Genomic DNA, 20916 nt, shown 5'->3' with positions numbered 1-20916 from the left:
CCGTGCGGGCACCGGCCCGCTCGCTCACCGGGGGGAGACCGGACTCACCGGGCGGGAACCGGCCGGCTCGCTCCGGAGGAACCCGTCAGACGGGTCCGCCGCCGGTCCGCCGGGGGCGGCGGACGGGGTGGAGCAGGCCGGCGAGAATATCGCCGGTATCGGGAAAGGACGCCGGATCACTCAGTCCGACGGCGACCGGTTCCCGTCCGGGCCGCCAGGTGTAACTGCCGAAGAGGTGGTCCCAGACCGACAGATCGGAACCGTAGTGACCCGCTTCGGACAGAGCGGTGCTGTGGTGCAGTCGGTGCTGTTCCGGGCTGGCGAGGAAATGGTTCAGCCTGCCGATGCGCACATCGATATTGGCGTGGACAAAGTAGCCCTGCGCGGTCACGAAGAGCCCGACCACGAACACTGAGGCGCGGGAGAACCCGGCCAGGGCGAGGGCCAGTTGAACGACTCCCTGGGCAAGAACGATATCGAGAACGTGATTGACGCCGTTGTTGGCGACATTGACCTTCGGCGGGACATGGTGCACACCGTGCAGCCGCCACAGCAGGGGGCTGGTGTGGCCGAGCCGGTGCACGAGATAGCTGGCGAGTGAACCGAGCAGCAGGGCGCCGGGGATCTCGGCCCAGAGCCGGAGCGGCGGCCCGGCGGGTGAGACGGCGGCGACCACGGCGGTCACCAGGGCCTGTGCGAGGGCGCTGCCGACCATGGTGAGCAGGAAGTAGGCGCCGTACCAGCGCCATTCGCGGCGGCTGGGGTGCCAGTCGCGGTTGTGTGGAATGAGTTGTTCGAGCGCGGTCAGATAGAGCAGGACGCCCACGAGGAAGAGCGGGCTGATCCGGGTGGGCTCCCATCCGAGTGCCAGGGTGGCCGTGCCCACCGCCGCCGTGGCGGCGAGGAGACAGGGGTAGGCGGTGGCGCGGAGCGCGGACCTTCCGGGGCGGAGCGGTGGGCGTGTGCGGGACGCGCGCCCGGGGGCGGGCACGGGGGCGGGGTCCACCTCACCACCGGACGATATTCCGTTCTCTTCCATCCATGGCTCCTCTGCAAGAGGCACGGCACAGCGAAACGAGCGCGGACAGAGAGCAGAGCGGAAATCACGGCCGGGGGTATCAGCTCCCGGCCCTGTGCGGATTTCCGCGATGACACAGGCCGAACAGTGTGCGAGAAATCGTCAACTGCCCGGCGGTAGCGGTGACTTCGCGTGTGATGGGAATCCCAGAAATTTTTCGACAGGATGCCCCTGGACGCTACCAGCTCTATCCAGTTGCCATTGGACAGGATTTCCACCGGAAGAGGAATAGGGCGGGACACTTTTAGTCAATGTGGGTTACATAGTGTTATTAGTGGTTCATGGGAGAACGGCGCGGGCCGCCCGGCGGAGGCGACCCCGGCTCCGGCGGCGCACGGCACCGGGGGGCGGCGGTGGCCGGTGCCCCGGCGAGACCCTCGACCACCTCCGCCGGCGCCCGAGCCGCCGCGACGGCGATCAAGGGGAAGGCGGCCGGCCCGGTGGGCGGCAGGGGCGCGGACCGGGCCCCGTGACCGGCGTCACCGGAGGGGAACCCCGGGGTGGCACCCGGCCGGGGAATAGCCGGCCCCACTCCCCATGTTGTTCGTTGCGCAAGTAACGATATCTCCTGGACGGGGCTCACGTCATGGCCTTTGAACTCGGCATCTACCACTTCGGCGAGCTGACACCGGACCCGGTGACCCAGCTTCCGCCCGCGCCCGGTCACCGGCTCCGGGAGCTGGTGGAGCAGGCGAAGGCGGCCGACGAGGCGGGGCTCGACATCTTCGCGGTGGGCGAGCACCACCGTACGGACTTCGCGGTGTCCTCCCCGGCGGTCGTCCTGGCCGCGATGGCGGAGAACACCCGGCGGATCAAGCTCTCCAGCGCCGTGACCGTGCTCAGCTCGGACGACCCGGTACGGGTGTTCCAGCAGTTCGCCACCCTCGATCTGCTCTCCGGGGGCCGGGCGGAGATCATCGCGGGCCGGGGCTCGTACATCGAGTCCTTCCCGGTCTTCGGCTACGACCTGAACGACTACGCGGAACTCTTCGCCGAGAAGCTCGACCTGCTGCTCCGGCTCCGCGAGGAGAACCCCCTCACCTGGGAGGGCTCGCTGCGGCCCGCGCTGGTGAACGGCGACATCACCCCGAGGCCCGACCGCGAGCTGCCCGTCTGGGTCGCGGTGGGCGGCACACCCGCGTCCGTCGTACGCGCCGGGCGGCTCGGGCTGCCGCTCTCGCTGGCGATCATCGGCGGCGGCTACCGGCAGTTCGCCCCCTTCGTCGATCTCTACCGGCAGGCGGCCGCCGAGGCCGGGCACGACCCGCGGACCCTGAAGGTGTCGATCAACTCGCCGGGCTTCGTCGCCGCCACCCACGAGGAGGCCATCGAGGTCTCGCACCCCTCCTTCCAGGCGGGGTGGATGGCCAACCACCACCAGCGCGGCCAGGGCGTCCCGATGCCCAAGCGGGCCTATGAGGCGCAGGCCACACCCGGGGGCGCGTTCTTCCTGGGGAGCCCCCAGGAGATCGTCGACAAGATCATGGCCCAGTACCGGCTCTTCGGCCACGACCGCATGATGATCCAGCTCGGCTTCGGCAATGTGCCGCAGAAGGAGGCGCTGAAGGCGATCGAGCTGCTCGGCTCCGAGGTCGCCCCGGTGGTGCGCCGGGAGATCGCGTCCCTCCGGGAGAGCGCGGAGGCGACGGCATGACCGGGCCCCTGAGGGTGGTCGCGGTGGTCGGCAGCCTCCGCTCCCCGTCGAAGACGACGGCGCTGGTGGAGCTGATGCTCGACACCCTGGCGGCGCGGACGGGGACGGAGGCGCGGCTGATCGAGCTGCACACCCTCGGCCCGGCGGTGACCGGCGCGGTGGAGCGCGAGCAGGCGGGCCCCGAGGCCGAGGAGGCCCTGCGGGCCGTGGAGGAGGCCGACCTCGTGATCGCCGCGACGCCGGTGTTCCGCGGCTCCTACACCGGGCTGTTCAAGCACTTCTTCGATCTCGTCGACCAGTACGGGCTCGCGGCCAAGCCCGTGCTGCTGGCGGCGACCGGGGGCAGTGACCGGCACGCCCTGGTGATCGACCACGCGATGCGCCCGCTCTTCGCCTTCCTCCAGGCGTGGACCGCGCCGGCCGGGGTCTATCTCAGCTCGGGCGACTTCGACGGAACCACCATCCTCAACCCGGAGGTGTACGAGCGGGTCGAGATGGCGGTCGCCGATGTGGTCCCGGTGGCCCGGGCGCTGCGCACGGCCCGGACGGCCGCCGCGCACTGAGGCCGGTGGCACGGGGAGCGCCCGGTGGGACCGCTTGCGCGGCGGTCCCACCGGGCGTTCCCGTTCCCGTGCCGGTATCCGTGCCGTCGGCGGACGGCGGAGGTCAGCAGGTGCCGGCGCGGTCGTCGAAGCCGAGGGTGCGCCAGATGCCGGCGAGCGCGGTGAGCTGCTCCTCGGTGAGCCGGTCGAGGAACTCGCCGCGGAGGCTGGTGAGGTGGACCTTGCGGGCGCGGCGGTAGGCCTTCTTGCCGGCGTCGGTGAGGACGGCGTCGAAGCCGCGGGCGTCGGTGGGGCACTTCTCCCGTGCGACGAGTCCCTGGCGTTCGAGGTCGTCGACGATACGGGTGAGTCCGCTGCGGCTGATGAGCAGGGAGGCGGCGATGTCCTTCATCCGCAGCCGGTCCCCGGGGGCCTCGGCCAGGGTCAGCAGCACCTCGAAGGAGGAGAGCGGGATGCGCTCGGCGGCCACCAGTTCGGTGTCGAGCGTGCGCAGCAGCCTCATATGGGTGGAGAGAAGACCGAGCCAGACCGTCCGCTCGGTGTGGTTCAGCGGGCGGGAGGGCGAGGCCGCGCTCTCCCCGGCCGGGCCGGATCGATCGGCGGGGGCGCTCTCGGCGGGGCCGGGCTGTGCGCCGGTGGCGCTCTCGGTGTTCGGGCTCACAGCCTCTCCCAGGAAGGTTTCTTTCACACATGAGGATATCCGGACCGCGCACCGGTCCGGGCCCGGGGACGGGCCCCGGGACAGGACCCCGGCCGCGGGCGGCCCGGGGTCCTTCGCGCGGGACGGCGCGCGGTCAGCTCCCGATACGGAGCACGGGCTTGATCACCGTTCCCGACCGGGTGTCGTCGACGGCCTCGTTGATCCGGTCGAAGCCGTAGGGGGTGATGAGCCGGTCGAAGGGGAAACGGCCGCTCCGGTACAACTCGATGAGCTGGGGGATGAAGAGCTGGGGGATCGAGTCGCCCTGGGCGATACCGCGCAGGCTCCGGCCGCCGAGGAGCGCGTTCATGTTGACGGGGGCGTGGGCTCCGGCGGGGGCGCCGCCGATGAGGGCGGCGGTGCCGAGCGGGGCGAGGGCGTCGACGGCGAGGGTGAGCATCTCGGGCCGGGCGGTGATCTCCAGGACGTAGTCCGCGCCGCCGCCGGTGATCTCGCCGATCCGGGCGGCGGTGTCCTCGTCCCGGGCGTTGACGGTGTGGGTGGCGCCGAGTTCGCGGGCGAGGTCGAGCCGTTCGGCGACGATGTCGACCGCGATCACCGGGCTCGCGCCCGCGACCTTCGCCGCCATGACGGCGGCGAGACCCACGGTCCCGGTGCCGATGACCACGACCGAGGCCCCGGCCTCGACCCGGAGTGAGTTCAGTACGGCGCCGGCGCCGGTCTGGATGCCGCAGCCGAGCGGCGCGAGCAGCTCCAGCGGCACCTCGTCGCCGACCTTGACCACATTGCGCTCGGTGGCCAGGGAGTGGGTGGCGAACGACGACTGGCCGAAGAAGTGGCCGTGGATCTCCTCGCCGCCGGGGGCGCTGAGCGCGTTGCTGCGGTCGAGCCGCGCGCCGCCGAAGTTGAGCGGGAACGAGAGGGCGCAGTAGGCGGGGTTGCCGCTGCGGCAGGGTGCGCAGTGGCCGCACGCCTGATAGGACATCACCACCCGGTCACCGGGGGCCACGGTGGTGACCGCGCCGCCGACCCGCTCCACCACACCCGCGCCCTCGTGGCCGAGGACCGCGGGCAGCGGGGTGGGCAGATACTGGTCCCGGACGTGGATGTCCGTCTGGCAGACCCCGGTCGCGACCACCCGGACGAGGACCTCGTCCGGGCGCAGCCGGGTGTCGAGGGTGAGGGCCTCGAAGACGAACGGTCCGCCCTTCTCCCGGACCACCGCGGCCCGGACGGCGGTGGCCGACGGGTCGGGGTCGCCGGTGGTGCGGGGTGCGGGTGAACCCTCGACTGCCGTCATGATCACTTCTCCCAACCGGACCCCCTCCGCCGCGGCCGGGCGATCGGCCCGCCGTCGGGGGACGGGGTCCCTCAGCCGCCCATGGCGGCACGGAACGGATGCGAACGGGAATCCGGCCGTCGGGCGAGCCGCGCCCGACACCCTCATTTAGTTCGTTGCGCAACGAAGCATAAGCACGGTTTTCGGTCACGGTCAAACGCTGAGGGTGCCTCGGGGGGCATACGGGTGATGGTGGCGGCCGCGTGAAGCGCCCGGGCCCACGGGCGGCCCGGCTCTCCGGTACGCGCACCTGCGCGGTGCGGGGTCCTGTGGCACGGGGTCCGTCCTCGAACGCCGGACCGGCTGACATACCCAGTCCCTCCGGCGACTGAGCGCACCGCCCAGCCCCGCCGGGGGCACCTCCCAGAGACAGCTCTGGGGGAGATTGAGGAGCGGGGGTTCGGGGGCCGACCCCCGACCGAGGCCCGCAGCGTGCGGGGCTCCTGTCGCACAGGGTCCGTCCTCAAACGCCGGACGGGCTGGGATACACAGGCTCGGGCCACCCGTAGTGCGGGGTCCGTCCTCGAACGCCGGACCGGCTGGGATACACAGGCTCGGGCCACCCGTAGTGCGGGGCTCGTCCTCAAACGTTGGACCGGCTGACACTGGCGGGGCGAGGGGTCAGTGCGGCAGTCTCGGGACGCTCTCGACGAGACGGGCCGTGTACGGATGCGCGGGCTCCCCCAGCACCCGCGCGGTATCCCCCTCCTCCACAATCCGGCCCCCCTCCAGCACCACCGTCCGCTCACACAGCGCCGCCACCACCGACAGATCGTGAGAGACCATCACCAGCGTCAGCCCCTGCTCCTCCCGCAGCTCGTTGAGCAGATCCACGACCTTCACCCGCGTCGTCACGTCGAGCGCGCTCACCGGTTCGTCCGCGAGCAGCACCCGGGGGGAGCACACCGTCGCCCGGGCGATCGCGATGCGCTGCCGCTGCCCGCCGGAGAACTCGTGCGGATAGCGCTCGGCGGCGTCCGCGGGGAGGCCGACCCGCTCCAGCGCCGCCGCCACCTTGGGAACGGCCGACTGCCGGGTGTCCAGCCCGAGCGAGCGCAGCGGCTCCGCGACCGTGGCGCCGACACTCCGGCGCGGGTCGAGCGAGGAGTACGGGTCCTGGAAGACGCACTGCACACCGCGCCGGAACCGGCGCATCATCTCCCGGTCGCCGAGGCGCAGCGGGTCCCCGTCGAAGCGGACCGTGCCCGAGGTGGGGCGGGTGAGCCCGAGCAGCAGCCGCAGCAGGGTCGTCTTGCCCGCGCCGGACTCGCCGACCAGGGCGAGGCTCCGCCCGCTCTCCACGGTGAGGCCGATCCCCTCCACCACGGGTGCGCGGGCGCCCCGGTAGGCGAAGGAGACATGGTCGAGTTCCAGTACGGGCGTCATCGCCCACCCCTCGCGTCGAGCGCCGATTCCAGCTGCCGCGCACTGGCCACCAGGGCCCGGGTGTACGGCTCGCGCGGGGCGGTGACGATCTCGCCCACCCCGCCTTCCTCCACGGCCCGGCCGTCCTTCATCACCAGCACCCGGTCGGCCACCTTCGCGACGACCGCGAGATCGTGGCTGACGAAGAGGACGGCCATCCCCCGTTCGCGTACCAGCGCGTCCAGCAGGTCGAGCAGTTCGGCCTGGACGGTGACGTCCAGCGCGGTGGTGGGCTCGTCCGCGATGAGCAGCTTCGGGTCGCAGGCGAGCGCCATGGCGAGGGCCAGGCGCTGACGCTGGCCGCCGGACAGCTCGTGCGGGAAGGAGCGCGCGATGCGTTCGGGCTCGGGGAGCCGCACCTGCTCCAGTGCCGCCAGGACGGCCCCGCGCAGCTCCGCGCCCTTCAGCCCGCGGTGCCGGCGCAGGGGTCCTGCGAGCTGACGGCCGGCCCGCATCAGCGGGTCGAGCGCGGTCAGCGGCTCCTGGAAGACGATCGCGGCGTCCCGGCCGCGCACCTCCCTGAGCCGTCGCTCGCCGGCCCCGACCACCTGGGTCCCGGCGAGTTCGACACTGCCGCTCGCGGTCATGGTGCCGGGCAGCAGACCGAGCAGCGCCAGGGAGGTGAGGGACTTGCCGGAGCCCGACTCGCCGATGAGTCCGAGGCGCTCGCCGGGAGCGAGGGCGAAGGAGAGCCGGTCGACGAGGGTGCGCCCGTCCGCCGTGGTGATGGTGAGGTCGTGTACGCCGAGGATGTTCACGCGCGCCTCCGCCGGGCCGCCGGATCGAGGGTGTCGCGCAGTCCGTCGGCGATCAGGTTCACCCCGATGACGAGCAGGACGAGCAGGATGCCGGGGGCCAGGGCTCCGGCCGGGGCGGTGGTGAAGGTGGCCTGGGCCTCGTGGAGCATCCCTCCCCAGGAGGCGTTGGGCGCCGGGGCGCCGAGACCCAGATAGGAGAGACCCGCCTCGGCGAGGACCGCGAGGCCGAACTGGAGGGCCAGGTTGACCACGAGGGTGGGCCAGATGTTGGGCAGGATGTGCCCGGCGACGATCCGGGGCCAGGAGGTTCCGGAGGTGCGGGCGGCGGTGATGTAGTCCTGTGCCAGGACCCGTTTGACCAGGACCCGGACGAGCCGGCCCACCACCGCGCTCTGTGCCAGTCCGATCGCCAGCACCGCCGATCCCAGGGTGGCCGAGCGGGCGGCGACGATCAGCATCGCCAGCAGCAGGGTCGGGAAGGCGATGAGGATGTCGAGGAAGGCGGAGAGGGTGTCGTCCAGCCAGCCCTGGGCGAACGCCGCCAGCACCCCGAGGGTGACACCGACGGTGGCCGCGATGAGCACCGACCCCAGGCCCGCCTGGACGGCGATCCGGGAGCCGGTCATCAGCTGGGTGAAGAGGTCGCGGCCGAGTCTGTCGGTGCCGAGGAGGTGGTCCCCGGCGGGGGCGGTCAGCCGGCCGCCCGAGGTGTCGTCGGGGGCGTACGGCAGCCAGATCAGCGAGACCAGCGCTAGCAGGCCGATCGCCCCGGCCACCACCGAGCCGGTCAGCAGGGTGTACGAACGAGTGCGGGAACGTTTCACCGGTGGCCTCCGGTGAGTCCGCCGCGCAGCCGTGGGTCGATGATCCGCTGGACGAGATCGGCGGCGAAGCCGATGACGAGCACCGCGAGGGTGGAGACGAACAGCACGCCCTGGATGACCGGGTAGTCGTGCTGGTCGATACCGGTCGCGAGCAGCGAGCCGAGGCCGGGCAGGGCGAAGACGGACTCCACGACCACCGCGCCGAGCAGCGTGGAGGCCAGTTCGATGCCGAGGATGGAGATCACCGGTACGGAGGCGTTGCGCAGCCCGTGGCGCCACATCGCCCGCCCGAAGGAGGAACCCAGCGCCCGCGCGGTGCGCAGATAGTCGCTGTCCAGGACGTCGAGGGTCGCGGAGCGGACATAGCGGATCAGGGAGGCGCTCATCACCAGGGCGATGGTGAGGACGGGGAGGATCAGCGAGCGGACCGCATCGGCCGGCTGCGCCCAGCCGTCCGGCGGGAAGCCGCCGGCGGGCAGCCAGCGGGCGTTCAGCGCGAGGACGGCGATGAGGATCATTCCGAGCCAGAACACCGGGATGGCGATGCCGAGCTGGGAGACCCCGCTGAGCAGTGACCCGTACCAGGTGTGGCGGCGGTACGCGGCCACGAAGCCGGCCGGGACGGCGACCAGGACCGCCAGGACGAACGCGGCGAGCGTGAGCGGGACCGTCACATCGAGCCGGGCGGTGACCTCGGGGCCGACGGGCAGGGAGCTGACGAAGGAGGTGCCGAGATCGCCCCGGAGCAACTGCCCGATCCAGTGGGTGAACTGTTCGGGGAGCGGCTTGTCGGAGCCGATGGACCGGCGGGCCGCCGCTATCTGCTCGTCGGTGGCTCCCACGGCGGTGAGCGCGTTGGCGGGGTCCCCCGGCAGCATCCGCAGCAGCACGAAGAGGACGACGCTCGCCAGCGCCAGCGACACCAGGAGAAAGGCGAAGCGGCGCAGCAGGTAGCGCGCCATCAGCCCTTCTTGATGTCGTAGGCGTGGAACTGCGAGTTCAGCCCGTTGAGCGGGTAGCCGGAGAGCTTGCTGGAGGCGACCACGATCTGGGGGTACAGATAGAGCCAGTCGCTGGCCGCGTCCTCGGCGGTCCTGCGGTTGACCTTCTTCAGCAGCTCGGTCTGCTCGTCGGTGGTGGCGGCCCGCTCGGCCTGCTCCACCCACTTCGTGACCTGCTTGTCGTCGTAGCCCCAGTAGAAGTCGGGGTTGCCGTACCAGACCAGGTCGCGGTCGTTGACGTGCTCCTGGAGCGTGGCGCTGAAGGTCCGGTTCTTGTAGACCTTGGTGTACCACTCGTCCGAGGTGATGGTGTTGATCTTGACGTTGATGCCGACCTTGGCGAGCTGCGACTTGATGAAGGTCGCCGCCGTCGGGTGCGGGTCGTAGTTCGGGGTGTCGAGGGTGAAGTCGAAACCGTCCTCGTACCCGGCCTCGGCGAGGAGCTTCCTGGCGTGCCCGGGGTCGTGGGTGTCGATCGCGGTGAGGTCCTCGTACCACGGGTCGGTGGGCGGCACCATCGAGCCGATGAGCTTGCCCCGGCCGCCCCAGACGGACTCCAGCAGCTTCTTGTCGTCGATGGCCGCCGAGACGGCCCGGCGCACCTTGACGTCGTTGAAGGGCTTGACCCGGTCGTTGAAGGCGAGCAGCAGCTTGGTGGTCGAGTTGCCCTCGTTGACCTTGTAGGCGGGGTTGTTCTCGAACTGGTCGAGGGCGTCCGGGGACTGTCCGCTGGTGACGACGTCGACGGCGTTGGTGAGCAGCGCGTTGTTGAGCGCGGTGGCGTCCTTGAAGTAGCGGAAGACGACCTGCTTGTTGGCGGCGGCGTCACCCCAGTAGCCGGGGAAGCGGTCGAGGCTCAGGGCCGATCCCCGGGTCCACTTGCCGAGGGTGTACGGGCCGGTGCCGTCCTCGCTCGTCCTGAGGTCGCGGGCCTCGGAGTTGATGATCCAGACGTAGGAGAGCTGGTAGACGAAGGAGATCGACTTCTGCTTCAGCCGCACGGTCACAGTGCGGGGGTCGGGGGTGGCGATGGAGTCGATGACGGAGAGGTTGGCCTTGCGCGCGGACTGCGAGTCCTTCGCGATCACCTTCTCCAGGCTGTACTTGACGTCCTCGCTGGTGAGCTTCTTGCCGCTGTGGAAGGTCACCTTGTCGCGCAGGGTGAAGGTGTAGGTGAGCCCGTCGCCGCTGACCTTGTGGTCCTGGGCGAGCAGCTTCTCGACCTCACCGTCGTCGGTGAGCTTGAACAGGCCCTCGTACACATTGCCGTTGAGCGCCTCGGTGACGCCCTGGCCGCCGCCCGCGGTGTTGTCGAGGTTCTGCGGCTCGTAGAGGGAGCCGATGTTCACCGTGGCGCCGGCGCCGGCCGCTCCGCCGGCGGAGCCGGTGCCGGTGGAGCCGCCGCAGGCGGCGAGGGTGAGGGAGAGGGTGACGGCGGTGGCCGCCGCGTACAGGGAGGACTTCTTCATGCTCATGAGGGTGCGCGTACTTTCGTGCTGCGGGGCGGGAAGTGGTCTGATCAGTTGCTGTCGGGGAAGCCGTCGCGGAAGACAGGGCGCTTCTCACCGGCCGGTACGGGCAGGTGGAAACGGTTCTGCCGCGGCGGCATCGGACAGTTGTACTGATCGGAGAATCCGCAGGGCGGCACGAACGCGCGGTTGAAGTCGAGCCGGACAGTGCCCTCGCCGGTGTGGGTGACGAAGAGGAAGCGGCCGGCGCCGTAGGTGGTGTCCCCATTGGTCGGGTCGCCGAAGACGAGCAGCAGGACGCCGTCGTCGTCGAAGGCGTTCAGGGTGTAGTCGCGGCCGTCCACGGTGAGGGAGATGTCCCCGGGGACGGCGAGATCGCGGCTGCCGCCATGGTCCCGTATGTGCTCGAAGGCCACTTTCCGGGCGCCGGGTATCGGGGTGTAGACGGCGTCCAGCACCCAGGCCGGGTCGTACGGAAAGACCTCGGTGTGGTCGAAGTGCCGGATCGCGGGCGCGTCCGCGTCCCAGAACCGCAGGCCGTGCTCCGGCTCCCCGGTGACCAGATCGGTCCGCCGGACCGTGGTGACGGTCACCCCCTCCGGCTGCCCGGCGCGGGCGGCGTCGAGATCGGGGCGCTCGCCGAGGGGGAGCCAGCGGGTTTCGACGAGGGCGAGGTTCCCGGTCGCGGAGGTGACCGACCGCCGGCGGTCGGCACACCAGGCCGCCCACTCCCCGGCGGGATCACGGGTCGGCTGATCAGGAACGGCGGAGTGCGGCACGGCGAGACTCATTCGCGTAGAGGTCCATGGCGACCACGCCGTTAAGTACCACTCGGCGTGAAGTTCAACCCAAAGCTTGTTCTTTATCAGCTATAAGGCGAACTAATGTCAAGTTGTGCCACATGGCGAGATGCTGACGGTGTCGGACCCCATGTCCCCTATCGGCCCGAGGGCGGGCGGGACGAAGGAGACATCCCGCTCATACCGATGTCGAAGCGGCGGGGGTCCTCGGGGATGTTGCGGTGCGGCACATCGGAGAGGCTCCCGGTGGAGCGGGTCAGGCGCGGGCCCCAGGCGGTGAAGGCGCTGTGCCACAGGACCCCGCATCCCGCGGGCCACGGTCGGGGGCCGGCCCCCGAACCCCCGCGCCTCAATCGCCGGCGAGGCTGGATTTCGTGCCTCGGCCCGGCCTGAAGCGCTGGGGTGGTGCGGCTCGGCCGGCCGGAAGGGCTGGGATGGTGCGGCTCGGCCGGCCGGAAGGGCTGGGATGGTGCGGCTCGGCGCCGGAGAGGCTGGGTCGCGCGGCTCAAACGCCGACGGGGCGGGACAGGTGCGCCTCCATCGCCAGCAGGACCGGAGTGGCGCTGCTCAAACACCAGCGGAGCCGGGTGGGTGTGGTTCAGCTCCTCGGGGGGAGCCGGGCCTCGCGTACCGGCTCTCCAGCGACGCGGGACACCGGGCCTCGGCCCCTCCGGCCCGAACAGCGCAGGGCCCTCCATTCCAGCCCGTCCGGGGGCACCTCCCAGAGACAGCTCTGGGGGAGCTTGAGGACGGACCCCGCGCCACAGGTGGCCCGAGCGATAGCAACCCGTCCGGGCCCGCCCCCGGCACCCGCGGGGCCCGGGCGGGAGGTGGCCGATCGGGGGCGGGTCAGCGGGGGCGGCGGGGGCGTTTGGCGGGCTTGGGGGTGCGGGAGGAGGGCTTGCCCTGGTTGGGCTTGCGGCGCGGCGCCGGAGGCGCGGAGCGCTTCTCCTTCGGCTGGGCGGGAGCCTGCGCACGGCCCCGGGTGCTGTTCACCGTCCGGCCGCGGACGATCCCGATGAAGTCCTCCACCAGATCGGTGGTCTCCTCCTCCGGCCACGACAGCGCCACCCGCGACTCCGGCGCGCCGCCCACCGGCCGGTAGGTGAGGTCCTTGCGGTGGTGCAGCCGGGCGAGCGACTGCGGCACGATCAGCAGCCCCACCCCCGCCGCCACCAGCTCCACGGCGTCCGCCGTCGTCTCCGGGCGCTCGTTCGCGGGCCGCCCCGGCGGGTGCTCCCAGTCCAGGGTGTCGTCGAGGGGGTGCAGCACGATGTCATCGGCCAGATCCTCCACCGACACCTCGTCGACCGCCGCCACGAGGTGGTCCTTCGGGACCACGACCACGGTGGTCTCCGTGTAGAGGGGGATCGCGCTGAGGCCGGTCCGGTCGACGGGCAACCGCACGAACCCCGCGTCCGCGCCGCCGCCCCGCAGCACGTCGGGCGCCTCGGCCGGGGAGACCGGGACGAGGGTCAGCGGGACACCGGGCAGCCGCTCGTTCCAGATACGCACCCACTTGGTGGGTGTCACCCCCGGGACGTACGCGAGCCGGAAGGAAGGGGTTGTTTCCGAGCCTGTCACCCGCCCAGATTACCGGTGGTGGTCGGAGCCGGCGCACACGCTCGATACTCTTGGCTCCATGAAGTCGCACCAGACCGCCCAGACGATGAAGCCCGCGACCGCGGCGAAGAAGCTGGGTGTGTACCTTGAGGCCACCCCCGCAGAGTTCCAGGAGGGTGTCGTCTCGCGCACCGAGCTGAACGCACTCCAGACCGACCCGCCCGAGTGGCTGACCGAACTGCGGCGCACCGGCCCGCACCCCCGCCCGGTGGTGGCGGCGAGGCTGGGCGTCTCCATCGCGGGCCTGGCCCGCGGCGGGGTCACCGAGCCCCTCACCACCGAGCAGATCGACGCGCTGAAGAAGGACAGCCCCGAGTGGCTGGAGAAGGAGCGCGCCACCCAGGCCGAGGTCCGCAGGGAAGCCGCGCGCATCAAGGAGAAGAAGGCCGGACAGGCGGAGCGCCCGCGCCCCTGACCCCCGGTCCGCGTGCCCCTCATGGAGGCCGTGGGTGATCCTCACCTCATCTGGTGAGGATCACCCACGGCCTCCATCGCGTGCCCCGCCCGCTCACCGCGGTGGAGGGTCCGGCCCGGCCGCCCCCGGGGAATGCCGAGGCCCTCACGCGTCCCCGGACCTGTCGTACCCGTCCGGCGGGTTCAGCAGCGGGTCGATGCCCGCCCGGAGGTACCGGAGCAGCGCTCCGTCCGACGCGGAGGCCAGGGCCGGGGTGCGGATCGCCATGCGCATCAGGGTGGTGCCGAGCAGCCAGGCCGAGAGCAGCTCGGCCCGGAGTGCGGCGTCGGGACCGTCGAGGCGCTCGGCGAAGGTCTCCGTGAAGATGCCGGCTATCTCGTCGCGGAGCCGGCCCACGGCCTCCTCCCGGCTGGAGGAGCGGAGCACCGACAGCACCGGGTGCGGCACCTGGTCCTCGCTGGGCGCGTTGGAGACCACGTCACAGACCCAGGCCGCCACGTCCTCCAGCGGCAGACAGGTCAGCGGCTCGAACATGGCGACGCTCGTCGACACCTCCGCGAACAGTGCTTCTTTTGAGCCGAAGTAGCGGTAGACGAGGGCGGCGTCCACACCGGCGTCCTTCGCGATGTCGCGCACGCTGGCGCCGTTGTAGCCGTACCGGCCGAACCGGAGCGCTGCGGCGTCCGCGAGGGCGGCACGCGTGATCGCCGCGTCGTTCTTCCTGGTCTGTGCGGGGGTGGTTCCCCCTTGTCGCGATGGGGCCGACCTGTCCACTGTCATACCTCCGCCTGGGTCATGCCGCGTGTACTCGTGGTCCAGCTTCCCTCATGTCCAAAAGTCATCGAACGTTGTCACCCATCGTTGACCGATCGTCGGGACGATCATATTTTTCCGTCAACGGGCGGTGACTTCGATGGTTTCCGCCCCATCCTGCGGGTGGCCCGCGGGGCCGTCCGCGTCCCGGGCCTCCGCACCGGCCGACACCTCGCTCCCCCACCACGCACCACGCACCACGCGCCCACCCCCGAACCCAGCAGAAGTGGTGATCTCCTGTGTCTGGACCAAGCGTCGCCGTCATCGGAACCGGCTACGTCGGATTGACCACGGGCGCCTGTCTGGCCGCTCTGGGGCACCGCGTGGTGTGCGCGGACGCCGACCTCCGCAAGGTGGAGCGGCTGCGGCGGGCCGAGGTCGACATCCTGGAGCCCGGGCTGCCGGAACTCGTCGCGGACGGAGTGGAGTCCGGACGGCTGGAGTTCGTCCACGAGACACCGGCCGCCGTCGCGGGCGCCGGTGTGGTCTTCCTCTGTCTGCCGACCCCGATGGGCGTCGGCGGCGCCGCCGATCTGGCCGCAGTCGAGGCCGTGGCGGACGAGATCCGTACGGTACTGGCGCACGGGGCCGTGGTGGTCAACAAGTCCACCGTGCCGGTCGGCACCGCCGAGCGGGTCGCCGCGCTCATCGGCCGGCCCGATGTGAGCGTGGTGAGCAACCCGGAGTTCCTCCGCGAGGGCCGGGCGGTCCAGGACTTCCGCCGGCCCGACCGGATCGTCGTCGGTGCCGCCGACCCGGACGCCGCGCGGCGCGTGGCCGCTCTCTACGCCGAACTCGACGCGCCCCTGGTGGTCACCGACGCCGCCAGCGCGGAACTCACCAAGTACGCCGCCAACTTCTTCCTGGCGATGAAGCTCTCGTTCGCGAACAACCTGGCCACGGTCTGCGAGCGGTTCGACGCGGATGTCGACGATGTCATCGCCGGTCTCGGCCACGACCCGCGCATCGGCGCGGCGTTCCTCCAGCCCGGGCCCGGCTGGGGCGGCTCGTGCCTGCCGAAGGACACCCACGCGCTGCTGACCGTCTGCGAGGAGTCCGGGGTGGAGTTCCCGCTGCTGCGGGCCACCATCGAGACCAATGTCCGGCATCAGCGGCAGCTCGTGGAGCGGGTGGTGGCGGGCTGCTCCCCGGGGGACGGCTCGCTGCGCGGTGTACGTCTGGCCCTGCTCGGGCTGACGTTCAAGGCCGGCACCTCCGACCTCCGGGACTCGCCGGCCCTCGCCATCGCCCGGCTGCTCAAGGAGCGGGGCGCCGAGCTGTGCGCCTACGACCCCGCTCTGAGCGAGTCCCGCCCCGACCTCAGTGATCTGCTCACCCTCGCCGGCACACCCGAGGAGGCGGTACGGGACGCCCGTGCCGCTGTCGTCCTCACCGAGTGGCCGCACTTCCGCGACCTCGACTGGGAGACGATCGCCGGGCTGCTGACGTCCCCGGTGGTCTACGACTTCCGCAATCTCCTCGATCCCCGCCGGCTCGGCCGTGCCCGGCTGACCTGGGAGGGCATCGGCCGCTCGTTCGCGATGGCGGGCTGACGGCCGGCGGTCCGGCCGCCGGGGCGCCCCATTCCCCGTACCCTCCGCCTCCGCCTCCGCCGCGCGCCCGCGCCCGGAGCCTCCCGGCTGATCCACGAGAGAACAACCAGAGAAAGGCGTCATTCGTGCGCGTCATGATCACCACCGTCGGCAGCCCTTCGCACGGGCGTGCCCAGCTCCCCCTGGTCCGGGCGCTCGCCGCGGCCGGCCATGAGGTGCTGGCGGTCACCACCGAACCCACCGCCTCGGTCTTCGCCCAGGAGAACGTCCGGGTGACGAGTTCCATCAAGGACTTCATCCCGGGCGACCACGCCGCCGTCCGTCTGAAGGAGATCTCCGCGCGCACGGATCTGGAGGAGAGCGAGCGGAACGCGCTGATCGTCGACGAGCTGTCGCGGACGCTCTCCGGCCGGATGGCCGAGGATCTGCTGGAGGCCGTGCTCCCGGAGGCCCGGGAGTTCCGGCCCGATCTGATCCTCCGCGACGGCATGGACATGAGCAGTGTCCTCATCGGGCAGATGTTCGGCATCCCGCAGCTGCCCACCCCGTCCGGGGCCAGCAACAGCATGAACCCCGCCGAGATCCTGCCGGGCCTCAATGTCCTGCGGGCCAAGCACGGACTGCCCACCGACGAGAGCCCGCTGTCGATCGTCCCGCACGGGCGCATCGACTACGTGCCCTCGGAGTTCACCTTCGCCGCGTATCTGCCGGCCTCGTTCTCGTACCGGCAGACGGTGACCGTGGACCGCGATTCCGTGCTGCCGCGGTGGGTGGTGGATCTGCCCACCGACCGTCCGCTGGTCTTCGCCGCCCTCGGCACCGCGCTGCCCATGCTGCACCAGATGCTCAACCAGGAGGAGCCGCCGGAGCTGCCCTTCACCGTCCAGGACCCGGTCACCACCCTGCGCTCGCTGATCGGGGCGGCGGCCCTGCTGGAGGAGTGCACGGTCATCGTGGCCACTGCCGGGCTGCCCACGGACACCGACGCCCTGCCGCCGCATGTCCACCTCACCGACCGGCTGCCGCAGCCGCTGCTGCTGGAGGCCTGCGACCTGCTGCTCACCCACGGCGGGTTCAACAGCATCCGGGAGTCGCTGCGCACGGCCACGCCCATGGCGATCCTGCCCCAGTTCGGGGACCAGCCGGGCAACGCCCTGCGGGTCGAGGAGCTGGGGCTGGGCCGTCTGATCACCGACACCACGGCCGACGGCATCGCCGGGGTCTGTCGTGCGGTGCTGGCCGACCCCGCGATCGGCGCACGGGCCCGCCGGGCGCGGCTCGCGATGCTGGCACTGCCGGAGATCGAGGCCGCCGTCGCCGATCTGGAGGCGCTCGTCGCGTAGCGCATCCGCTCGCCGGTGAGCCGGGGCCCGCGAGGGCCCCGGCTCCCGTGGCTCCCCCGCCCCCTCGAATCGACGCACCGCCCCGACGCGCGGCAGAGAAGGTTTCCATGGCTCCCCCACCTCCCCCGACCGCCGGGGCCGTGGCCCCGGCCCGGCCGTGCGCACGGCCGGGCCGCGCCGCCCCCGCCCCGTCCAGCGCGCGGGTGACGACATGACCTCATCGGGCACGGCCGCCCACGGCACGGAGGACGGCGCGGGCGGCGGCCCGAACACCCCGGTCCGGCTGACCCACCGGCAGATCGTCACCGTTCTCTGGGGTCTGATGCTGGGGATGTTCCTCGGCGCGCTCGACCAGATGGTGGTGGCCTCCGCGCTGCGCACCATCGCCGACGACCTCCAGGGGCTGACCGCCCAGGCGTGGGTGACCACGGCGTATCTGGTGGCCGCCACCATCGCGACCCCGCTGTACGGAAAGCTCTCCGACATCTACGGCCGCCGGCCGGTCTATCTGAGCGCGATCGTCATCTTCACCGTGGGTTCGCTGCTGTGCGGGTTCGCCGACTCCATCCACCAGCTCGCGGGCTTCCGCGCGGTGCAGGGGCTCGGCGGCGGCGGGCTGATGTCCCTCGCCATGACGATCATCGCCGACATCACCTCGCCCCGGGAGCGCGGCCGTTACCAGGGCTACATCACGGCCGTCTTCGCCGGCGCGAGCGTGGCCGGTCCGCTGGTGGGCGGGGTCTTCGCGGAGCGCTCCACCCTGCTCGGGCTCGACGGCTGGCGCTGGATCTTCCTGATCAATGTGCCGCTGGCGGCGCTCGCCATCGCCGTGGTGCTGCGGGTGCTGCATGTGCCGCACCGGCCGGTGCGGCACCGGCTGGACTACGGCGGGGCGGCGGCGCTCGCGGTGGGCATCGTTCCGCTGCTCGTCGTCGCCGAGCAGGGGCGGGGCTGGGGGTGGGGCTCCCCCAGGACGCTGGCGCTGTGCGCCGTCGGGGTGGCCGGCCTCGCGGTCTTCGTCCTGGTGGAGCGGAGGATGGGCGACGCCGCCCTGCTGCCGCTGCGGCTCTTCGGCATCAAGGCGTTCCGGCTGGGCTCTCTGCTGCACTTCATCGTCGGCACGGTGATGTTCGGCTCGATGGCGATGCTTCCGCTGTACCTTCAGCTCGCCCAGGGGATGAGCCCGATCGGCGCGGGGCTGGCCACCCTGCCCATGGTGGTGGCGAATGTGGTCGTCACCCTGGCGGTGGGCCGGCTGATAGCGCGGACGGGGAAGTTCAAGGTGCATCTGGTGGCGGGGATCGCCGCCTTCGCGGTGGCCATGCTGGTGTTCGCGACGCTCCGGGTGGAGACGCCGCTGTGGTGGGTCTCCGTCGGCATGCTGTTCATGGGCGCGGGGATGGGTGCGGCGATGCAGACGATCACCATCCTCGCCCAGTCCGACGTGCCCCAGGGGGACATGGGGGCGGCGACCGCTTCGGTGAACTTCTTCCGCTCGAACGGCGGCACGGTGGGCACCGCCGCTTTCCTCTCCATCTTCTTCTCGCTGGCGGGCCCCAGGATCAGCGCGGGGCTCGCCGACGCCGGTGAGGACCCGGCGTTCCGCCGGCTGGCCGGCGAGCCGGCCAACGCGGGGCCGCTGGAGGAGGTGGTGCGCGCCGACGGCGGGGTGAACCTGGAGGACTCGGCCTTCCTCCACGGCCTGGACGCGCCGGTCGCCCTGCCGTTCGTGGAGGGGTATGTCAGCGCCGCGCAGCCGGTGTTCCTCACCGGCGCCGCCGTGGCCCTGATCGCCGTGGCGATCGCCGCGTGGCGGGTGCCGGACACCAGGCTCTCCGCCGACTAGGGAGTTTCTTTCGGATCGGGCCGCGGAGACGGCGGAGAGGGCGGCCGGACAACCGTCGCGTGGTTGTCGGGTCCGCCCCCTCCGCCGCGTGGGGCTACTCGCTCGGCAGCTCGATCGACTGGGAGTGGCGGAAGAAGTTCCGCGGGTCCCACTTCGCCTTGATCTGCTGGAGCCTCGGGTAGTTGTCCTTGTAGTACAGCACGTGGTGGGACGTGCCCGACCGGTTGAACGAGGGATCGCTCAGGTCGTTGTCCGGGTAGTTGATGTAGCAGCCGTCGGTGATCCCGTTCGGCACCGGGACACCACCCGTGTCGGCGTACAGGTCCTGGTAGAGCGAGCGCATCCAGTTGATGTTCCGCTCGTCGTCCTCGGCCTGGTGCCAGTACGACTCGAAGTACACCAGCAGCAGGGCGTCGCGGTGGGTGACCGCGGTGTCCTCGTCCTCCAGATCGGTGATCCGGCCCAGCACGGAGTTGATCACCAGGAAGGTGTACGGGTTGGGGTTCTTGATCTCCGTCAGATACCGGTAGATGGTGGCGATCTGGTGATCGGGGAAGGCGTCCTTCATATACGTCGACTTGTGGCAGGTCCGCAGGTTGGGGCTGGTGATCGTCTCACCCGCGGTCATGGTCTGCCCGGTCGCCTTCAGGAACGGCTGCTCCGAGATGTTGTTCATCACCGGCTGGACGCCCAGCGCCTCGGCGGCGAAGTCGATGAAGTCGTCCACCAGCTTCCGCGCGTTGGGCAGGGTCGAGTCCATCTGCGCGACCACATTGAAGGTGCCCTTGTCGGAGTGCTGGACGAAGATCCAGTGACCGAGGTCGAGATAGGGCGAGTCGGTGGAGCCGTGCTCCTTGGACCAGTCGGCGTACGCCCGGAAGAAGGAGGCGAACCCCTCCTCCGTGATGGTGTCCCACGCCCAGGCCGCGAAGATGGAGTAGACGCTGGACGGCGCCTTGGGGAGCAGGTCGCCCGGGTCGCCCTCGGCGTCGCGGCTGCGCATCCAGAAGCGGGTGACCACACCGAAGTTGCCGCCGCCGCCACCGGCGATGGCCCAGGCCAGGTCGTGGTTGGGGTCCTCCGGGTCACGGGTGGCGACCACCGCCCGGACCTCGCCGTCCGCGTCCACGGTGACGACCTCGACCGCGTACATGTGGTCGCTGACGATGCCGTACGGGCGGGAGAGGATGCCGTAGCCGCCGCCGGAGATGTGTCCGCCGGCGCCCGTGTTGTAACAGCCGCCGCCGGGGAGGGTGACTCCCCAGCCGAGGTACAGCTTCTCGTAGATCTTGAGGAGGGTGGCGCCGGGCTCGATGACGAAGGCGTTGTACTCCTCGTCGAAGTCGACCTGGTCCATCAGCCGCAGATCGACGATGATCTCGGTGTCGTCGTTGAAGACGAGGTTCTCGCAACTGTGTCCGCCGCTGCGGAGCGAGATCATCTTGTCGTCGCGGACCGCCTCCCGGACGATCTCGACGACCTGCGCGGTGGTGGCCGGCAGCCGGACGGACTCGGGGGACGCCACATGGCGGTTGTTGCCGTGACCTCTGACCATGCTCGGGTAGCGCGGGTCGTCGGGCGTCACGGTGGGGATGGCACCGGCGGGCTGCCGGCGTGGTGTGCTGTGCGGGGCCGAGGTGGCCGCAGGGGAGTCTGCCCCGCCCGTGGCCCCGCCGCCGGACGCGGCGCCCTCGGTATCCGTCCCGGCCAGAAACCCTCGCTTGTCCACGTGCTTCACACTCCCGCGTATC

18 protein-coding genes are annotated in these 20916 nt (G+C 71.2%); 6 read left to right on the top strand and 12 right to left on the bottom strand.

Annotated features, from left to right (window positions below):
* Window positions 1-85 precede the first annotated feature (85 nt).
* Entirely contained in the window at window positions 86-1039 is a 954-nt protein-coding gene (locus ACWCRA_RS28055; RefSeq protein WP_351555982.1) for a sterol desaturase family protein, read from the bottom strand.
* 625 nt (window positions 1040-1664) lie between these two features.
* Between ACWCRA_RS28055 and ACWCRA_RS28050 the strand changes: the two genes are divergently transcribed.
* Together ACWCRA_RS28050 and msuE are read left to right on the top strand one after the other, a co-directional pair.
* On the top strand, window positions 1665-2732 hold the full coding sequence (locus ACWCRA_RS28050) for an LLM class flavin-dependent oxidoreductase (protein ID WP_351555980.1): 1068 nt from the start codon (window positions 1665-1667) through the stop codon (window positions 2730-2732).
* Window positions 2729-3295: an FMN reductase gene (msuE, locus tag ACWCRA_RS28045; RefSeq protein ID WP_351555978.1), complete on the top strand. Its 567-nt coding sequence runs from the start codon at window positions 2729-2731 to the stop codon at window positions 3293-3295. Before ACWCRA_RS28050 ends, msuE begins: the two co-directional genes overlap by 4 nt.
* Before the next feature lie 103 nt (window positions 3296-3398).
* Here the strand turns inward: msuE and ACWCRA_RS28040 are convergent, their stop codons facing one another.
* The 9 genes from ACWCRA_RS28040 to ACWCRA_RS28000 all read right to left on the bottom strand — a co-directional run bounded on the left by ACWCRA_RS28040 (window position 3399) and on the right by ACWCRA_RS28000 (window position 13156).
* A complete protein-coding gene (locus ACWCRA_RS28040) occupies window positions 3399-3956 on the bottom strand; it encodes a MarR family winged helix-turn-helix transcriptional regulator (RefSeq protein WP_351555975.1) in 558 nt (185 codons plus the stop codon).
* A gap of 133 nt (window positions 3957-4089) precedes the next feature.
* Window positions 4090-5256, bottom strand: a complete 1167-nt coding sequence (locus ACWCRA_RS28035) for an NAD(P)-dependent alcohol dehydrogenase (protein WP_351555972.1) — start codon at window positions 5254-5256, stop codon at window positions 4090-4092.
* 660 nt (window positions 5257-5916) lie between these two features.
* A complete protein-coding gene (locus ACWCRA_RS28030; RefSeq protein ID WP_351555969.1) occupies window positions 5917-6681 on the bottom strand; it encodes an ABC transporter ATP-binding protein in 765 nt (254 codons plus the stop codon).
* The gene (locus ACWCRA_RS28025; protein WP_351555966.1) at window positions 6678-7478 is read right to left on the bottom strand and encodes an ABC transporter ATP-binding protein; all 801 of its coding nucleotides are present in this window, start codon (window positions 7476-7478) and stop codon (window positions 6678-6680) included. The genes ACWCRA_RS28030 and ACWCRA_RS28025 overlap by 4 nt, the downstream gene beginning before the upstream one ends.
* A complete protein-coding gene (locus ACWCRA_RS28020) occupies window positions 7475-8302 on the bottom strand; it encodes an ABC transporter permease (protein ID WP_351555963.1) in 828 nt (275 codons plus the stop codon). Before ACWCRA_RS28020 ends, ACWCRA_RS28025 begins: the two co-directional genes overlap by 4 nt.
* Window positions 8299-9264 (bottom strand): ABC transporter permease, encoded by a 966-nt coding sequence (locus ACWCRA_RS28015; protein WP_351555960.1) that lies wholly within the window; start codon window positions 9262-9264, stop codon window positions 8299-8301. The genes ACWCRA_RS28020 and ACWCRA_RS28015 overlap by 4 nt, the downstream gene beginning before the upstream one ends.
* Complete coding sequence (locus tag ACWCRA_RS28010; RefSeq protein ID WP_351555957.1) at window positions 9264-10778, bottom strand: ABC transporter substrate-binding protein; 1515 nt, start codon at window positions 10776-10778, stop codon at window positions 9264-9266. The genes ACWCRA_RS28015 and ACWCRA_RS28010 overlap by 1 nt, the downstream gene beginning before the upstream one ends.
* Before the next feature lie 44 nt (window positions 10779-10822).
* Window positions 10823-11563, bottom strand: coding sequence for a DUF1684 domain-containing protein (locus ACWCRA_RS28005; protein WP_351555955.1), 741 nt, complete (start codon window positions 11561-11563; stop codon window positions 10823-10825).
* Window positions 11564-12421: 858 nt separating this feature from the next.
* Window positions 12422-13156 carry a LysR family substrate-binding domain-containing protein gene (locus tag ACWCRA_RS28000; RefSeq protein ID WP_451068900.1) on the bottom strand — a complete coding sequence of 245 codons (735 nt, stop codon included), beginning with the start codon at window positions 13154-13156 and terminating at the stop codon, window positions 12422-12424.
* A 58-nt stretch (window positions 13157-13214) separates the two neighbouring features.
* Between ACWCRA_RS28000 and ACWCRA_RS27995 the strand changes: the two genes are divergently transcribed.
* Window positions 13215-13610, top strand: coding sequence for a DUF5997 family protein (locus tag ACWCRA_RS27995; RefSeq protein WP_351559954.1), 396 nt, complete (start codon window positions 13215-13217; stop codon window positions 13608-13610).
* Window positions 13611-13754: 144 nt separating this feature from the next.
* Here the strand turns inward: ACWCRA_RS27995 and ACWCRA_RS27990 are convergent, their stop codons facing one another.
* Complete coding sequence (locus ACWCRA_RS27990; RefSeq protein ID WP_351559897.1) at window positions 13755-14390, bottom strand: TetR/AcrR family transcriptional regulator; 636 nt, start codon at window positions 14388-14390, stop codon at window positions 13755-13757.
* A 272-nt stretch (window positions 14391-14662) separates the two neighbouring features.
* Here ACWCRA_RS27990 and ACWCRA_RS27985 point away from each other — a divergent pair, with 272 nt between their 5' ends.
* From ACWCRA_RS27985 to ACWCRA_RS27975, 3 genes are all read left to right on the top strand, one after another.
* Complete coding sequence (locus tag ACWCRA_RS27985; protein ID WP_451068899.1) at window positions 14663-15976, top strand: UDP-glucose dehydrogenase family protein; 1314 nt, start codon at window positions 14663-14665, stop codon at window positions 15974-15976.
* A 125-nt stretch (window positions 15977-16101) separates the two neighbouring features.
* The gene (locus ACWCRA_RS27980; protein ID WP_451068898.1) at window positions 16102-17319 is read left to right on the top strand and encodes a glycosyltransferase; all 1218 of its coding nucleotides are present in this window, start codon (window positions 16102-16104) and stop codon (window positions 17317-17319) included.
* 211 nt (window positions 17320-17530) lie between these two features.
* Window positions 17531-19165: an MDR family MFS transporter gene (locus ACWCRA_RS27975; RefSeq protein ID WP_451068897.1), complete on the top strand. Its 1635-nt coding sequence runs from the start codon at window positions 17531-17533 to the stop codon at window positions 19163-19165.
* A gap of 94 nt (window positions 19166-19259) precedes the next feature.
* Here the strand turns inward: ACWCRA_RS27975 and ACWCRA_RS27970 are convergent, their stop codons facing one another.
* Complete coding sequence (locus ACWCRA_RS27970; protein WP_351558446.1) at window positions 19260-20750, bottom strand: FAD-binding oxidoreductase; 1491 nt, start codon at window positions 20748-20750, stop codon at window positions 19260-19262.
* Window positions 20751-20916 lie beyond the last annotated feature (166 nt).

Source organism: Streptomyces sp. NPDC001889 (assembly GCF_053594535.1).
This window is presented reverse-complemented; position numbering and strand designations above follow the sequence as displayed.